Source organism: Cyanobacterium sp. (genome assembly GCF_054166785.1).
The window spans coordinates 25,126-39,976 of the sequence record NZ_JBSZCP010000019.1 but is presented as its reverse complement, the minus strand read 5'-3'; the positions used below and the strand labels follow the sequence as shown (position 1 = coordinate 39,976).

Annotated in this window: 10 protein-coding genes; 2 read left to right on the top strand and 8 right to left on the bottom strand. The window is 38.2% G+C overall.

Annotated features, from left to right (window positions below):
* Positions 1-274: 274 nt before the first annotated feature.
* Positions 275-2,431 (top strand): single-stranded-DNA-specific exonuclease RecJ, encoded by a 2,157-nt coding sequence (recJ, locus tag ACXITR_RS03450; RefSeq protein ID WP_457995834.1) that lies wholly within the window; start codon positions 275-277, stop codon positions 2,429-2,431.
* A 57-nt stretch (positions 2,432-2,488) separates the two neighbouring features.
* Here recJ and ACXITR_RS03445 read toward each other — a convergent pair whose 3' ends face one another.
* The gene (locus ACXITR_RS03445) at positions 2,489-3,319 is read right to left on the bottom strand and encodes an acyl-CoA desaturase (RefSeq protein ID WP_457995833.1); all 831 of its coding nucleotides are present in this window, start codon (positions 3,317-3,319) and stop codon (positions 2,489-2,491) included.
* Between the two features lie 331 nt (positions 3,320-3,650).
* On the opposite strand from ACXITR_RS03445, the gene ACXITR_RS03440 reads away from it, so the two are divergent.
* Entirely contained in the window at positions 3,651-4,946 is a 1,296-nt protein-coding gene (locus ACXITR_RS03440) for an FAD-binding oxidoreductase (protein ID WP_457995832.1), read from the top strand.
* Positions 4,947-4,977: 31 nt separating this feature from the next.
* Here the strand turns inward: ACXITR_RS03440 and ACXITR_RS03435 are convergent, their stop codons facing one another.
* From ACXITR_RS03435 to gatB, 7 genes are all read right to left on the bottom strand, one after another.
* On the bottom strand, positions 4,978-7,869 hold the full coding sequence (locus tag ACXITR_RS03435) for a DNA methyltransferase (RefSeq protein WP_457995831.1): 2,892 nt from the start codon (positions 7,867-7,869) through the stop codon (positions 4,978-4,980).
* 120 nt (positions 7,870-7,989) lie between these two features.
* Positions 7,990-9,066, bottom strand: a complete 1,077-nt coding sequence (locus tag ACXITR_RS03430; RefSeq protein ID WP_457995830.1) for an AI-2E family transporter — start codon at positions 9,064-9,066, stop codon at positions 7,990-7,992.
* 69 nt (positions 9,067-9,135) lie between these two features.
* On the bottom strand, positions 9,136-9,834 hold the full coding sequence (locus ACXITR_RS03425) for a TerC family protein (RefSeq protein ID WP_457995829.1): 699 nt from the start codon (positions 9,832-9,834) through the stop codon (positions 9,136-9,138).
* A 100-nt stretch (positions 9,835-9,934) separates the two neighbouring features.
* Positions 9,935-10,840: a tRNA pseudouridine(55) synthase TruB gene (gene truB / locus ACXITR_RS03420; protein ID WP_457995828.1), complete on the bottom strand. Its 906-nt coding sequence runs from the start codon at positions 10,838-10,840 to the stop codon at positions 9,935-9,937.
* A 62-nt stretch (positions 10,841-10,902) separates the two neighbouring features.
* Positions 10,903-11,730 (bottom strand): pentapeptide repeat-containing protein, encoded by an 828-nt coding sequence (locus ACXITR_RS03415; RefSeq protein ID WP_457995827.1) that lies wholly within the window; start codon positions 11,728-11,730, stop codon positions 10,903-10,905.
* A gap of 292 nt (positions 11,731-12,022) precedes the next feature.
* Positions 12,023-13,216: a class I SAM-dependent methyltransferase gene (locus ACXITR_RS03410; RefSeq protein WP_457995826.1), complete on the bottom strand. Its 1,194-nt coding sequence runs from the start codon at positions 13,214-13,216 to the stop codon at positions 12,023-12,025.
* A 130-nt stretch (positions 13,217-13,346) separates the two neighbouring features.
* Positions 13,347-14,834 (bottom strand): Asp-tRNA(Asn)/Glu-tRNA(Gln) amidotransferase subunit GatB, encoded by a 1,488-nt coding sequence (gene gatB, locus ACXITR_RS03405; RefSeq protein WP_457995825.1) that lies wholly within the window; start codon positions 14,832-14,834, stop codon positions 13,347-13,349.
* Between the last annotated feature and the right edge of the window lie 17 nt (positions 14,835-14,851).

Here is a 14,851-nt window from a genome sequence, read left to right as displayed (position 1 = left end):
TTTCTCCTCCCTTCGGAGGGGATCATCTTTTTATGGGAAAATTTCGATTTTCCTCTTTTTTTGTTTAATAAGCCTCTTTCTATGATATACTTGTTTTATAATGGGAATATTGCCATTTTTACTCACAAACAGTCAGATTTCCATTATATTAAAGACTGTTCTATAGTCTCACAAAAAAAGCCATAAGTCAATAAAAAAACCAATTTTTGTAATATTTTTTTAAAGAAAATTAAACCTTTGCCTCGAAAAACCTCAAACTTTCCTCAATCTTACTATGATAAATCAATGGAACATCGCACCAACCTATGATATTCCCCAGTGGTTTCAAGACATTATCCAAGAATACACCAAGGATATAAAATCTCAAGGGAATTTTGTGTGCCAACTGTTGTGGCATCGGGGCATTAGGGAAGAAACACTATTACGTACTTTTTTAGATAGCCGTAACTACCAGCCAACATCACCCTTTGATTTTGGGCAGGAGATGAAACGGGCGGTAAATCGCCTGAGTAGGGCATGGGAAAAAGGAGAAAAAGTTTGCATTTGGGGAGATTTTGATGCGGATGGCATTACCTCTACCTCTGTATTGTGGGAAGGTTTAGGGCAGTTTTTTGTTCAGGATTTACAGCTAAGTTACTACATCCCCAATCGTCTCAAGGAATCCCACGGGTTAAATTGTGTGGGAATTGATAGATTACATCAAGAGGGTATCGGGTTAATTGTTACCTGTGACACGGGTAGTACCAATTTAAAGGAGATTGAATATGCGAACAGATTAGGTGTAGATATAATTGTTACAGATCATCATACCCTGCCAGAACATCGCCCCGAGGTGGTATCTATTATTAACCCCCGCTACTTTGCTGACTCCCATCCCCTTTATAACCTCTCTGGGGTGGCAGTGGCTTACAAGTTAGTGGAGGCTTTGTACCAGAGTTTTCCTGACATTCCTACTCAACCCGTGGAGGATTTATTGGATTTAGTTGCCATCGGTTTGGTTGCTGATTTAGTAGAGTTGAAAGATGATTGTCGTTATCTTGCCCAAGAAGGTATCAAAAAATTACAAAATACCCAGCGTTATGGAGTTAAACAATTATTAACATTATGTAAGGGTAATGGCGATCGCCCCATGGACATTTCCTTTGGTATTGCCCCCCGTATCAATGCGGTGAGTCGTATCCACGGAGATGCTAGTTTTTGCGTCAAATTACTGACCACCAAAGATAAAAAAGAAGCCCAAACCTTAGCACAACAAACAGAGGAAGCCAACCTTAACCGAAAAGAATTACAACAAAGGGTACTTAAACAAGCCCGAAAAAAAGTAGCCAACCTAGACTTATCCACCACCGCTGTCATTGTTTTGGATGATAATCAATGGGAAACGGGGGTATTAGGATTAGTGGCCAGTGCCATCAGCCAAGAATATGGGCGCCCCAGTATTCTCCTTAGTACCATGAAAACCGATGATTCTAGTTTAGCACGGGGTTCGGCTCGTTCCGTCAGTGGCATCAACCTATATGACCTCGTCTTTTCCCAAAAACACCTTTTAACCAGCTTTGGGGGGCATCCCTTCGCCGCTGGGTTGGCTTTGCCCACGGAAAACTTAACCTTATTCCGAGATGCCATCAATCAACAGTTAAAACAACAGTTAGACATCAACACCCTACAACCTATCATTAACATCGATTTAACCGTCACCGTATCTGAGTTAAATAAACAATTCTTTAGGGAATTAAAGCTCATTGAGCCTTGCGGTATGGGTAATGCGGCCCCCAAACTATTGATTAAAAATTGTTGGTTTACTAATTTATTTAATAAAAATTTTACGTCTAAAACCAATAAAACTATTAAATATTTAGTTACCCATTTTAATCTTTGTGATAACACTCACTTCCATGGTATTTCTGGCAGTTGGTGGGGGCATAGTGCCAGTGAAATCCAATTAAATCAAAGTTATGATGTGGTAATTGAATTTGATTATAATAACTATAACGAAGGATATGAACCCAGAATTGTAGATATTAAACCCGTCGATAATTCAGGCTTAAATTATGACATTAATAAATCTTCTATTCCTAGGAATAATATTGTTTTAAAAACGGTCAAAAAAGACTCCCAAAAACTATTTAACAAACATTTTTATAAGGAGAAATGGCTTCACTTTTTAGGGATCGTCAAATACTTAATTAATCATCAACAATCTATTAATATAAATACATTTCAAGAAAAAGTTGCCATGGGCGATCGCACCTTAGAATATAGCTTAAAAACCATTAAAAACCTAGGCTTCATAGCCAAAATTGAGAATAATAACCTTTACTTCTCAGAGATAAAAACAAAATTAAATCAAGAACAATATCTAAAAGACCTAAGAAAAACCATTGAAATAATTAGAGAAGAATATATACAAAACCTCCTAATACTAGAATAAAACAAAAAAATCCCCCTTAAAAAAAGAGAGATTTTCAGTACCCATTTAGCTTATAAATTATGCCTTAGTAGGCTGAGTAGTAGGAGCTAACTTAATGTTTTTAGCCAATCCGAAGAAAGATAAAAGTTTAATGGTCATCCAAGTTAAATCCACTTCCCACCACTGTAAACCGTGACGAGCAGAATATTGATAAGCATGGTGATTATTGTGCCAACCTTCACCGAAAGTTAATACAGCAACCCACCAACAATTGCGGGAATGATCATTAGAATCATGACTAACATAGCCAAACTTGTGAGTAGCACTATTTACAAACCAAGTAACGTGGAATACCACCACTAGGCGTAAAAAGATACCCCAAACCACATAAGACCATCCACCCCACCAGAATAATAATAATCCTAGGGCAACCTGAACAGGAATGAAATATTTGTCACACCACTGATAAAAAGGATCATTTTGAATGTCCTTAGTATATTTAGGCACAAGTTTGTTAGCAGGATTTTTGATAAACATCCAGCCCATATGACTCCACCAGAAACCCTTATTAGAATCATGGGGATCGCCATCATGGTCAGAAAACTTATGATGAATTCGGTGTAAACCTACCCACTGGATAGGGCCACCCTGACAGGCTAAACAACCACACAATACGATGATATATTCAACCCATTTAGGGGTTTCAAAGCTGCGGTGAGACACAAAACGATGAAAACCGAGGGTAATACCGATACAGGCAGTTAGCCAATAGAGTACGAAAAAAATGCCCACAGCGCCCCAGCTAAAATTGCTAGGTAAAAAGGCAAAAAGGGCTGCTAAATGAATAGTAGCCATGTATATGATTATATTCCACGCTAGTGGTGCTTTTTCTGAAGTTGAAACTGTCATTTTTATGCTAAAACTCGACTATTCTTTATTTATTTTATTTTCATATCTTGTCAATGGAAGAAGTTTTCAAAATTTTAATCTTAAACTTTCGTTCAAACTCATCGAACAAGTACAAAACAGGTATTGGTATTGGTATATAACTACCAATTTTCCCAGTTTGTTATTTTGACATGAATGTCAGTGTTAATAGATTATATATCATCCACTGATAGTATCAAATTATAATTTACAATGGCATATTAGTATTATCCTTTTATTTCTACCGAATAAATCTAACTTAGTATAAGTTATAGATTACCCGTTTAAAAAAAATATTTAATATCTTTTCAAAATGAACCAAATTTTTCAGGCTTCTTCTCAAAGACAAATCAAGGAAATATTAGACTTTTGTAATGTTAATTCTACAAAAATAATAGAATGGGATCAAAATTCAAAATGGCAAAATAAAATTAAAATGGCTGGGTTGGCGGATTGTATTCCTCGTTACTTAGTTTTTCCAAATACCACCGCTATGCTATCACAATTAGTTAGTTTTGCCTACAGAAATAATTGGCGAGTTATCCCCACTGGTGAAGCCACAAAGTTGTCTTGGGGGGGAATACGGCAACCTGCAGATATATTAATTAGTACGGTTAATCTTAATCAGGTAGTAGAACATGGAGAGGAGGATTTGGTTATAACAGTTCAAGCAGGAATGAAAATTAAAGATTTAAATCAATTTCTAGCTGCTAAAGGTCAATTTTTGCCCATTGATTCCTTTTTTGAAGAAGAAGCCACCGTAGGGGGGGTAGTCGCAACCGCTAATAATCTAAGCTGGCGCCAACGTTATGGGGGAGTTAGGGATTTAATTTTGGGTTTGTCCTTCATTCGTGCCGATGGTGAGCTTGTCAAAGCGGGGGGTAAGGTGGTAAAAAATGTAGCAGGATATGATTTGATGAAACTGTTTACAGGATCCTATGGTAGTTTGGGAATTATTACCGAAGTTACCTTTCGTCTTTATCCCCTCGTTTCCTATTCTAGTTCTATTTTTGTGACGGGAGAAAAAGAAAATTTAAAAACCCTACGGGATATGGTGACAAAATCTGGATTAACTCCCACCATGGCTGATTTTATATCTCATCCTTCCACAAAAATGGTAGGTAGCAATGATAGTTTTGGTTTAGCGATACGCTTTGAGAGTATCCAACCCAGTGTAGAACAACAAATTGAGCAGGTGCAACGGTGGGGCAAGGAGTTGGGGTTATCATCCTTAGTTTTTGCTCAGTCAGAGGAGGTTAATTTTTGGAAAAACATTAAAATAACCGATGCTCCCATCCTTTGTAAGGTGGGGATATTGGGTAATAAAATCGTTGATTTATTTGCTACTTTTAACTGTGATGGATTTATAAACATTAGTAGCGGAGTGGGCTTTATTTTTCTTGAACAAAATACCCGAAGCCATCAGGTTAGGGCGATGCGTCAATTTTGTGAAGATAATGGCGGTTATCTATCTATGGTACAAGCACCTTTAGAGTTAAAAAAACAAATCGAACCATGGGGATATGTAGGCAACGGCTTAATGATGATGAAAAAAATAAAAGGAAAATTTGACCCCCAAGGAGTTTTTAGTAATCCCCTTTTTGATTAATAACAAGGGGCTTAAGCCCCTTACCCACAAATTAAACTTCCTTTGCCATCTTGCCATTCAACTCCAATAACTGCTCTAAAATATCCCCATCCTCATCAAAACCATAGGCTTTCATTACCAAATCATCTAACTGTTGATGTAACTTATATAATTTACTGCTAGGCTCATCAAAAAAAGCATTATATAACTGCGTAATTCCCCATTGTTTTTTCTCCATTTGTTCAGTTCTATATTCGTGTAATTCTGTCATTTTATCTCTGATTTGTTGCACGATTTTTGAGCCTTCTAAATCCGTTTTTGATCCCCCTAAACTCCCCTTAATAAGGGGGAATTTTTCTTCTTTTATCTTGCTTCCCTCGCCCTTGGGGAGAGGGGCTAGGGGTGAGGGAAAAGGAAATGTTTCAAAACAACTTGTTGATGTGTAAGCGGTATCAGCTTTTAATGTTGAGCATTGAGCCTTCACCCAAATACGATGAATCTTTGAAGTTAAAACCCCTAAAATATAATAATCATCAGATGCAATAATAACTGACTTATCACCAGCTAACCATTCTGTGTTGAAAGGGATAAATATTGTCCATTTTGAAACTCTAGGTACGGCAAAGCAACAAGATAAATTATTAATTAATTCTCTCATCTTTAGAGCATTTACCCCCATTTTCCACCAGTTTAGTCTTCTCATTTGCATTCTATTTTTATCTCTTTCTGGCTTAACATTATCCTTAATATATTGAAAAGGTAATTTATAGTCAGATGCTGATTCAACATCTAAATTAGCAAAATCAATAATCCATCTGTTTGGAATACCATGAGGATTACTAGCTAAATTATCTCCCATTGAAAAGAGCTTAATTACTTTTTTATTTTTACTATCTGCTTTGATAAATTCTCGGGCTTGTTTTTCAGTGATAATAAACCCTCTCCCTACGGGTGAAACCCCTTGAAAACAAATATTTTTATTAACCTTTAATTTTTTAGCCTGAGAAACATCTGTTAAAGAAGTGAGAGAAGAATTAATCTGTTTAACCTGTTTATTATCTAAAATATAATGATCAGGAATTGACTTTGACCAATTTACAATACTAACATGAACTGCCGCCTCTCCAGACCATTCTTGAGTGGAAATAGCCTCATGAATAATCCCTTTATTTTGTAAAATATAATCCAAAGAAGCCCGACGACTTTTACCCTGAGAAATAGAATTAGTTGCCACTAATCCAGCCCTACTATTTTCCCCTAAATTATCATGGGCAACCCTAAACCAATAACTACAAAAATCTACCGAATCTTTAACATCTTTAAACTTAGTGAATATTTTTTCTACATAGTCATCACTTAAATTTAATCTCATGTGTTTCCCACCCAAAAAAGGAGGATTACCGATGATAGCATCAGCCCTTACCCAATCAGAAAATAAAGCATCAATGCAGAGAATATTTTGATCCAAACTATCTAAGGGTAACGCAGGTTCAGTCAAATCTAACTTATCAATAGCCACCTTACGGGCAATCATCAAAGTAACCTTAGCCAACTCCACCGCAAAAGGATTTACATCCATACCATAAAATTGATTCGGCGTAACAAAACCCAGATTTTGTTGGACATTTTGTTTTTTACTCTTTGCCCGAATTTTGTCTAACAATAACTGCTCAATTCTTTTTAACTCCTGATATGCCACATAAAGAAAATTACCACTACCACAGGCAGGATCCAAAATTTTGTAGGATTGTAACCGAAGCTGTAAATTGCTTAAATCCTTGATAGTGTTAGCATTATCAATTAAATCCTCCCAATATTTGCTGATAGTAGGGCGTACAATTTTCATAATATCCGCCTCGGAGGTATAGTGCATCCCATAACTATGCCTTTCCTTGGCATTCACCGTGCCTTCAAAGATATTCCCAAAAATAGCAGGGCGCACCTTACTCCAATCTTGACGGGCAACGGTAGCCAAAATTTCTAATTCAGGCTTAGTCAACTCAATGGCTTCCACCGTGGCAAACAAACCACCGTTAAAATATTCCACCCCTTGATATTTCCCCGCAGGAGTAACCCCCCGATTATTCATCTCACGGAATAAACCCCCCAACACGTCATAACTACTGGCGCCGTTAATACATTCCTCCACACAACGGATGAAGAGGTTATTCGGCAATAACCCCCTATCCTCGGCAAACATTGCCAACACGCATTGTAAGATAAACCGTTGAATCTTGAGGGTTTGATTTGCCTTCACCCCCAACCCCTCTCCCAAAGGGCGAGGGGAGTTTTGAATTTCTTCCCTTGATAAGGGGGCAGAAAAGTGCTGGTTTTGATCCCCCCCAAGCCCCCTTAATAAGGGGGGAGTAGAGCCTTGATTTTGCTCTGAATTGGGGGTTACAAATCTTGCCTGTAATATTTGGAATAATTCCCCTAGTCTTCTCCCTGCCTTTTCGGTGACATCTACCTGATTATTTTTGAAGATGGATTCTACATCACCCCTCAACATAAAGTTAAAAGCCGAATGCCGTTGGGGTAATTCTTCTAAAGAAATTATATCTACAGGTTCATCTAGTTGTAAGTCAAAATCAAATATCCAAAACTCATCAAAGTTAGAAAGAATGACGTAACGGGGGCGATGGGGGACGAGTCTTGACCAATATTCAAAGGCTTGAGCATAATGTTTATTTAAATCCTCCCCTCGTTTTTTCATTTCAATGAGTAGCTTGGGTTTCCATACCAAGTCGGCAAACCCTGTATTTTTCTTTTTGCTACCTTTTTTTATGGCTTCTTCATATTTTGCCCCTGCTTCTAATGCCCCTTCATAACCAAAGGCTTGAAAAAACCTGTCAAGAAATATTTGGGCTTCTTTCCTTTCTTGCCCTGTAATGTGTTGCTGACAAAATTGGATGAATTTTTCTAGGTTTTCTTGATGGTTATTCATGATTTATCAATATACTATTAAGTGCCACTAAGTGCGATCGCCCTTAACCTTCTAAAAGCAGGATGATTTATTCTCCCCTCGTCCTTTGAGAGAGGGGTTGGGGAGAGGGAAAATCAAACCCTATTTACTACAATTTTGCATTACCTGTGCCTTTTGTTTTGGTTCGATATAAAGATTTTCCAAAACTACCCCCGCCGCCGCAATCCAAGGAGGTACAATTAAAGCACCAATGATGCCCAATACCTGCACCCCTCCCAACACGGCAAGGAGTTGATATAAAGGCTCAACCTTAACACTGGAACCGACCAAGAGGGGATCTAGTACATAGGTTTCTACATTTTGGATGATGAGGAATAACAACAACACCCATAAAAATACCCATCCCCCTTGGGCAACGGCAACGATGAGGGCAGGAATTGAACCTAACACTGGACCAAAAAATGGAATGAGGTTAGTAAACCCTGCAATTACCCCTAAACCGAGGGCAAATTCGTTGATACCCAAAAATTTTAGACCGATGGTAATGGCCACCCCTAAAACGAGGGAAACCAAGATTCTACCTTGGATATACTTACCCATTCTCTCGGTGACAGGCTCAAATTGGGCTTCAATTTTATCGTCCCACGGTTCAGGAAATATTCTTACAAATCCTTTGATTAGTTTATCGGAACCAGCCAAAAGATAGGCGGATAGTAAGATGGAAAGGATTAGGTTAAGGGTTCCCCCTACGATGCCCCTCGTGACCCCTAGGGAGCTTAAAAGTAATTTTTGACTCGATCGCACCCCCCAAGAGATTAAGGCTTGTAAATCGAGAAGTTGATCGATTAATTCTAAGGCTCTAGGTTCGGTAATGCCAAAGCGCATAACTAGGTTTTCTGCGGTATTGCCGAGTATTTCTAGGTAAAGGGGAAATTTTTGGATTAATCTTTGTATTTGGGTAAATACGGTGGGCCCAATTACCAATCCTCCCCCTACGAGGATGCCAATGATAATGAGGTAAGCTAGGATAACCCCTAGCCAACGGGGAACAAATTTTTCGGCAGAATCAACGATGGGGGCAAGGGTGGCCGCAAGTACGGCCGCAATCATCAGGGTGACAAGAAGCCCTCGCAGATGCCATAGTAGAATTAAACATAAAATTACGGAGATTAATATGGCAAGACTACTGAGGGAGATTTTTAGTCTTGATTCGTTCATAAAGTTATAGAATTGATTATTTAATAGCTGGTATTATCTGTTCAATTCTACGTTGTTTTTCTGTTTTAATCACCCTTCTGCTTTTTCTTCTTTGATGGGGTTTTTGGCGGAGAATCCCCAAGTAAATATACTGATAATTGTGATTATCATTACCCATTCTGGGGGTACTAAATTAGGGTCAATTACTTTGACAATTAATCTTAATCCCACTAAACCTACGGTAATAAATCCTGCGTCTTCTAGGTGGGTATATTCTTCTATCCAACGGATAAAGAGTTGGGCTAAAAACCGTAGGGCAATAACGCCGATGGTACCCCCTGCGATGATTAACCATATCTCATCGGCTACGGCAATGGCGGTGGTTACACTATCAAGGGAAAAGGCTAAGTCGGTAACCGCTATCATGGGAATGGCTTGCCAAAGTCCTTTAAAGTTTAGATTAGATACTGCTTCGGAGTCGTCACTTCTGTTGGTATAGTAACGAAAAACAAGCCACAGTAAATATAATCCCCCCGCTACGGAAAATTGCCAATATTTAATTACCCATGTGGCGGTAATAATAAGGGTAATACGCAATATATAAGCTAAAACTAAGCCCACATTTAGGGCGTACTGTTGTTCTTTTTCGGTTTCTAACCCTTGGGCTATGGAGGCAAGGGCGATCGCATTATCGGCGGATAAAACAGCTTCTAGGGCTACTAATATCACTAGGATAAAGAGGGTTTCGATACCAAAATCAATGGAGGGATGTAAAACTTGGTCTAACATTCAGTATTGTGCCTATGGTTAACGGATTATTGATTAATATAGCTTGAGTTGGAATCAAGATTTTATTTCTTTGGTTATTATTAATAATTGGTTTACAGTTTTAGGGTTCGTTGGGGTTTGTCATTACTACTTTTGGTTTAATTATTAAGCCTTCTAGTCCTTGTTTAATTTCACTAATGCCCATAAATTTTTGCTCTTTATTGTAGGTACGATAAAAGGTGTCATTATCATCTTCGTTATAGCTTAATTTTTGCCCTTGTTGCCATCGCCAACTTTCATGATCATCAAGGGTTAATAGAGGCATTGTTTCTAGTAATAAATCGGGGGCAATTAATGTTAGTTGATTATTGTTTTTTTCTTCTTCTAATTGTTCTAATGTAACACTGTTGTTAATAGATAGGTTACAGCTGAGGGTTCTTTCTAGGTTAGCTAGGGTTGCCCCTGTACCTACTTTTTGCCCCAAGTCACGGGCGATCGCCCTTATATAAGTACCTGCACCACAAGTAATATCTAAATCTAACTCTGGAAAATCTCCCCCTTGCCAATGGATGATTTTTATATCAAATATTTCTACCTTTCTACTAGGAATATTAACCTCTTTTCCTTGCCTTGCCAACTCATACATTTTTTTGCCATCCTGTTTTATGGCACTGTAAATAGGCGGAATTTGTTCTATATTTCCCAAAAAATCTGAGATAAAATTATTAATATTTTCTAAACTTAAATCAGGGCATTTTTCTTGGGTAATTATCTCTCCCTCTAAATCATCGGTGGTGGTAGTCAGTCCAAATCTTATCTTTGCCCGATAGGCTTTTGTCGTAGGTAAAAACTGCAATAAACGAGTGGCTTTTCCTACCGCAATGGGTAATACTCCCGTAGCTAAGGGATCTAGTGTACCACCATGACCCACTTTTTTTGTTCTTAATATCCTTCTTACCCTAGCAACACAATCATGGGATGAAAACCCTTTAGGCTTGTGAAGGTTAATAAATCCCATTACTGTCATCACTAATTATCCTTACAATCTTTTAAACCACCTTATAGGGTAACAGGTTTATTTTAACTATTTCAAACTTGTTGAGATCTTTTGATAGCTAACTCGAAACAATTTTGCGTTTGTCTAATACTATTAACACCATTTACCCTAGGAAGACTAGAGTTTACAAAAGAGTTATGAACAATATTTCCTTCTGTATCAATGTCATCTTGTGAGTTAACCGCAGCATTGAGGGCATAATAGTTACAATCACTCAAGTCAACTTTTTCATGGACTTTAGCGTAGAAATAGTTACAAAAAACTTGTTCTATATTGGTACTTTCATCAATAATCCAATCTTCAATATTTGCCCCAGTGAGATTAGCGTGGGTAAAGTCGGCAGCCATAGCATTAACGCAACTTAAATCAACCTGAGTTAAATTAGCATCAACAAGTCTTGTACCCACTAAAATTGCTTCGGTAAGGTAAGAGTCGCTTAAATCGGCTTCATTCAATTTAGAATCGGTAAAATCAGTTTTAATAAAGTAGCATCCTACCATTTTGGCTTCTACTAGGTTAGAGTTACGGATATTGGCTTGACCAAAATCACTGCCATTTAATACTGCTTGATAAAAATTAGCGTCATTAAAGGATGCTTTGTGGGCTTCGGCATCTTTCATGGTTACTTTGCTGAGGTTGGCACGGTGAAAGTTAGCCCCTGTGCAGTTGGCCCCTGTCAAAATTGCCCCAGATAGATTGGCTTCTCTTAGGTTTACTCCTTTAAAGTTGATACCCTCTAAGTTACGGTGACTCAAATCAACTGCCCTTAACTCTGGAAGGATGTCAGGATTTGCTTTACGCCATAAATTCCATTTCTGAACAGATGTTAACATTTTTAGGTGTTGAATTTGAGTAGTCATGGCTATTTTTGAAATTTTTATCTTTATGTGTTTTATTTCCTTAAACCAATCTTAACATAACGTAATAGAGATTGTGTAGTTTTGTAACAAGAATAACTTTTTTTAAACCAAATAGTGCGTTAACTTTCTGGGGGGAATGGAGTTTGATGGAGTAAGACGGACTCTGCAAATATAGAGTAAAAGAATGAAACTAACAATGGGCTTAGGCCCATTGCCCATAAACAGTAAATAAAAATACGGTTTATAAATTGGATTGAGTATGAGGATTTTTAACCCCTTGTTATATTATGGCTTATCCCATGATAATCAATTGACGGTTAATGAGCGATCGCACCTGATCTAAAGTACCATTAACTTGAGATAGAATATGTTCTACTGTCAAATTTTCATTAGGATTGTGGGAAGCTAACTTCATGAACTCAAACTCCCCATCCGTGAGAGTAACGGGTTGATAGTTATAATCGAGTAAACTTTTGCTCTCCCAACCCAACATACAAGGATTTAACTCTGGTTTAGCTCTTAATAATAGTTGATCATCTTGCCATGTTTGCCGATGATGGGGGGATTTTGCAAGGAAAAACTCATAATGGGTTACATTGGAAGGATCTAATAATTCTACTAAACGATAACGTTCTTGGGTGGTTAATTGTTGTACCCGTTGTAGTAAATCCTCACTTTTGATTAACCTTTCTACTTGCCAAAAATCACGGTTAGAAAAATCTACAAATTCCAACCCAGAAGTATGGATAAACTCGAATAGACTATCAATATTGTAATCAAACTCATTGGGGTGAACATACATATCAGCAAAACATTCATCCCGTTGATTTTCCAATGCCCATCGTTCCTTTTCCCGTTGTAGAATACGGCTATATTCGGGTAATCCTGCAAATAATTCCCTGCCTACCGCCACACCATCTCGATAATCTCCTATTTTATCTCCTTGGATAAGGGCGATCGCCCTTTGCATCAGTAAAATTTCCCATCTACCCAACTCCCCATAAACAAAAATATGGAATAAACCATCATCCCCCAACTTATCCGCCAAGGCTTGAATACCAATGACTGGATTAGGTAAATGATGTAAAACTCCCACCGAGTTAATAAAATCAAAAGAGCCTTCTAACTCCCTTGCATTTTCCAAATTAAACTGTCTAAACTCAATATTCCCTTGGAAACTTTTTAAAACCCCAGACTTTTCCAACCGTTTCTGGGCAGTAGCCAAAGCATTCTCACTAATATCCACCGCCAAAATATCTGCCGTGGGATTGTGTAATACCAAATATTCCGTACTTGAACCCGTACCACAACCAGCATCCAAAATTCTAACCTGTGCCTTGCTAGGTTTTCTACCCTTGCAAAAACTATAGGCTGATTGATAATGCCATCGCCAATTATACCCCGGGGGTGGCTCATCCAAAAGAGGATCAGGGGGAAAAGGATAAGTATTATATAATTTTTGAACTGCGTTTCTAACTTCAGACATAATCGCCCATGATAAATAAATAAACCATTAACAATTTACCATTGCAGCCATCCCTAAAATTTTTCTGTCCTAAAAAGAATACCCCCCCCAAAAAGCCTAGGGAGGGAAAATAAAACTCTATTAATTTTTTTTAACCATTTAACTTCTTGTTAAGGATTTGGTTAGCTAACTTAGGCTCGGCACGTCCACCAGTTTTCTTCATCAGTTGACCTACAAAAAAGCCTTGTAGCTTGGTTTTTCCAGCCCTAAACTGTTCTAATTTATCAGGATTTTCTGCCAATACTTCATCGATAATTTTAGCTAACTCATCGGGATCTGAAATACTAACTAACCCTTTACTCTCGACAATTTGTTTAGGAGAGCCACCTTTTTCCAACAAATCAGGTAAGATTTCCTTGGCAATTTTACCGCTAATGGTACCATTTTCAATGAGAGTAACCAACTCCGCCAACATCTCAGGTTTGAGGGCAATTTTAGTAATATCTAAATCCAAATTACTGTTAAGATAGGCGGCGATGTCTTGGGTTATCCAATTGGCTGCCCCCTTGGCACTAGCGCCCCCAGATACTACCGCTTCAAAGTAAAGGGCTACATCCCTATCATCACACAATACCCTCGCATCATAGGCAGATAAACCATATTCGCTTTCATAACGAATGCGTTTTTGGGCAGGAAGTTCGGGTAATTTTTTCTGTAAATCCTCCAATTGGGCATCGGTAATTTCGAGGGGGGGTAAATCGGGTTCAGGAAAATAACGATAATCGCTAGAGCCTTCTTTTATCCTCATGCTGATAGTGCGCTGACTTCCTTCTTCCCATAGTCGGGTTTCTTGGAGGATAGGTTCACCATTTTCTACGGCTTCGATTTGTCTTTCAATTTCGTATTCAATGGCTTTTTGAATGGCACTAAAGGAGTTCATATTTTTGATTTCTACCTTTACACCAAATTCTTTTTGTCCTTCAGGGCGCACGGAAATGTTAACATCACAACGTAATGAGCCTTCTTGCATATTACCGTCACCGATGCCTAAATAGCGGACGATACGGCGTAATTCCTGTACATATTCCGAGGCTTCTTGCCCACTGCGTAAATCGGGTTCGGATACAATTTCGAGCAAAGGAACACCTGTACGATTAAAGTCTACCAGAGAATGGGTTGACCCTGAGAGGCGATCGCTCCCTGCATGTACCAATTTACCTGCATCTTCTTCCATGTGTAACCTTGTGATACCAATGGTTTTGCGGGTGGCTTCTTTGGTTTTAGGATCTACTAATTCAATTTCTAATTTACCATGTTCAACAATGGGCAAGTCAAACTGAGAAATTTGGTAGTTTTTGGGTAAGTCAGGATAAAAATATTGTTTACGATCAAATTTACTATAACGGGCAATTTGTCCTTGTAAGGCTAAACCCATCTTGATAGCGGAGTTTAACACTTCTTCGTTTAAGACTGGCAAAACTCCAGGATGCCCAAGACATACGGGGCAAACATTGGTATTAGGTGGGCTATCAAATTCCGTTGAACAACTACAAAAAATTTTGCTCTTGGTGTTGAGTTGACAATGGGTTTCTAAACCGATAATTGCTTCATATTTTGTTTTAGTAGCTGTTGCACTCATATATATATATATCTAAT

What these genes read in the sequence shown, in the direction of transcription:
- recJ (WP_457995834.1), top strand. Translation starts at nt 275, where the DNA reads ATGATAAATCAATGGAACATCGCACCAACCTATGATATTCCCCAGTGG.
- ACXITR_RS03445 (WP_457995833.1), bottom strand. Translation starts at nt 3,319, where the DNA reads ATGACAGTTTCAACTTCAGAAAAAGCACCACTAGCGTGGAATATAATC.
- ACXITR_RS03440 (WP_457995832.1), top strand. Translation starts at nt 3,651, where the DNA reads ATGAACCAAATTTTTCAGGCTTCTTCTCAAAGACAAATCAAGGAAATA.
- ACXITR_RS03435 (WP_457995831.1), bottom strand. Translation starts at nt 7,869, where the DNA reads ATGAATAACCATCAAGAAAACCTAGAAAAATTCATCCAATTTTGTCAG.
- ACXITR_RS03430 (WP_457995830.1), bottom strand. Translation starts at nt 9,066, where the DNA reads ATGAACGAATCAAGACTAAAAATCTCCCTCAGTAGTCTTGCCATATTA.
- ACXITR_RS03425 (WP_457995829.1), bottom strand. Translation starts at nt 9,834, where the DNA reads ATGTTAGACCAAGTTTTACATCCCTCCATTGATTTTGGTATCGAAACC.
- truB (WP_457995828.1), bottom strand. Translation starts at nt 10,840, where the DNA reads ATGACAGTAATGGGATTTATTAACCTTCACAAGCCTAAAGGGTTTTCA.
- ACXITR_RS03415 (WP_457995827.1), bottom strand. Translation starts at nt 11,730, where the DNA reads ATGACTACTCAAATTCAACACCTAAAAATGTTAACATCTGTTCAGAAA.
- ACXITR_RS03410 (WP_457995826.1), bottom strand. Translation starts at nt 13,216, where the DNA reads ATGTCTGAAGTTAGAAACGCAGTTCAAAAATTATATAATACTTATCCT.
- gatB (WP_457995825.1), bottom strand. Translation starts at nt 14,834, where the DNA reads ATGAGTGCAACAGCTACTAAAACAAAATATGAAGCAATTATCGGTTTA.